The 2,017-nt window shown below is 71.7% G+C and carries 2 protein-coding genes; both read right to left on the reverse strand.

The window, feature by feature from the left end; genetic code table 11:
- Positions 1 to 35 precede the first annotated feature (35 nt).
- Positions 36 to 743, reverse strand: a complete 708-nt coding sequence (locus ACFXB5_RS53575; protein ID WP_385223330.1) for a dienelactone hydrolase family protein — start codon at positions 741 to 743, stop codon at positions 36 to 38.
- Between the two features lie 99 nt (positions 744 to 842).
- Positions 843 to 1,904, reverse strand: coding sequence for an aldo/keto reductase (locus tag ACFXB5_RS53580; protein WP_385223332.1), 1,062 nt, complete (start codon positions 1,902 to 1,904; stop codon positions 843 to 845).
- Positions 1,905 to 2,017: the final 113 nt, after the last annotated feature.

Below are 2,017 nucleotides of genomic sequence, written 5' to 3' on the forward strand. Positions count from 1 at the left end.
GCCTTAAGGCCCTTTCCGGGGGTGAGCCGATTTCTTCAGTCCAGCCGCTGGTGCAGGAAGCCCAGCGTGCTCTGCCAGGCGGCTGCCGCGGATTCCGCGTGATAGGACGGGCGCTCGTCATTGAAGAAGGCGTGACCCGCGGGGTGGAGCCGGAAATCCGGCTCCACGCCGGACTCCTCCCGCATGACCCGGCGCAGCCGCTCCAGACCGTCCAGCGGAATGGTGTTGTCGTTCTCCCCGAAATGGCCCAGGATGTCGGCCCGCAGCCCCGAGAAGTCCGGCAGCTCGCCCTGGATGACGCCGTAGAAGGGCACCGCCGCGCTGACCCGGGAATCGGCGGCGGCCAGATACAGCACGAAGCCGCCGCCCATACAGAAGCCGACCGCCCCCACGGTGTCGGAGGTGACCTCGGGCCGGCCGAGGAGATGGTCCACCGCCCCGGAGAGCAGCTCGACCCCGCGCCCCACCGGCAGCTCCTGCATCATCCGGTACGCCTCGTCGGCGCTGTGGGCGACGCTGCCCCCGTACAGATCGGGGGCCAGCGCGACGAAGCCCTCGCGGGCCAGCCGGTCGGTGACATCGGCGATGTGATGGTCCAGGCCCCACCACTCCTGAATGACGATCAACCCCGGGCCCTGCCCGGACGGCGGCAGCGCGAGATAGCCGTGCGCGGTGGCTCCAGCGCTGGGGAAGGTGACGTGTCGGCGGGCGGGGGAGCCGGTCGGCTTCGGGGCCTCGGGCATGGGGGATCGCTCCTGTCGTACCGATCGTCGCTGGCCCCACCCATCGTAGGGACGGCCCGCGCCACCAGGGCGCGGCGCGCGCTGCCGCCGCCGGCGCTCCTAGAGGATTCCGCTCGTGGCGCGGCGGTGGGTGGAGCGGCGGTCGTCGATCTCGGCCCAGCGGTCGCCGTAGATGTTCTCGGTGATGCCCGGGTCCCGTACGAAGTCATGCGGGAAGCCCAGCGGCACCGCGCTGACCTCGTCCAGCCGTGCCACGGCAGCGGCGTCGAGCCGGACGTCGACTGATCCGAGGGCGTCGGTGAGCTGGGACTCCCGGGTGACGCCGACGATCGGGATGACGGTGCCGGGGCGGCCGCGCAGCCAGGCCAGCGCCACCTGGGCCGGGGTCCAGCCGCCCTGTTCGGCGATCTCCAGCACCGCGGTGATGGTGGCCTCCTCGTTGTGTTCCGTGCGGTCGTCCCAGGTGGCATGGGTGGTGAGCCGTCCCGGCTCACCGTGGCGGTACTTCCCGGTGAGCTTGCCGCCCGCGAGCGGGCCCCATGCCAGCACGGCCAGGTCGAAGGCGCGGGCCTGGGGGAGGAGTTCGCGCTCGGGGGTGCGCTCCAGCAGGTTGTAGCGCAGCTGTGAGCCCGCGAAGCAGGTCCAGCCGCGCAGCTCTGCCAGCGTGTTGGCCTGGGCGATCTCCCAGGCGGGCCAGTCGGACACCCCGATGTACAGCACCTTTCCGGCCCGCACCAGATCGTCGAGCGCCCGCATCACCTCCTCGGCGGGGGTGAAGTTGTCCCGGGCGTGCACCCACAGGACATCGAGACGGTCGGTGCGCAGCCGCTCCAGGCTGTCCTCCACCGAACGCACCAGGTTCTTGCGGTGATTGCCCGCCGCGTTCACATCGCCCTCGCGGGTCGCGCAGGTGTACTTGCTGGCCAGGACGAAGCCCTCCCGGCGGCCCTCGAGCGACTCGCCGAGGATGGCTTCCGAACTGCCGCCGGTGTAGTTGTTGGCGGTGTCGATGAAGTTGCCGCCCGCGTCCGCGTAGAGGTCCAGCAGCCGTCGGCTGGTCTCCTTGGCGGCCCCCCAGCCCCAGTCCTCGCCGAAGGTCATGGCACCCAGGCTCAGCTCGCTCACCCGGAGGCCGGTCCTGCCGAACAGTGTGCAGCGCACGGTGGTCCCCTTGCGTCGGTCGTGTGATGACGTGCGCCGACGCTAGGAGTTGAAGAGCGCTCCAGGGCACCCCGCCCGGGCGGGGGGGGGGGGGGGCGCCCCCCCCCCCCCGC

It is taken from the genome of Streptomyces sp. NPDC059455 (genome assembly GCF_042750115.1).
Classification (GTDB): domain Bacteria; phylum Actinomycetota; class Actinomycetes; order Streptomycetales; family Streptomycetaceae; genus Streptomyces; species Streptomyces endocoffeicus.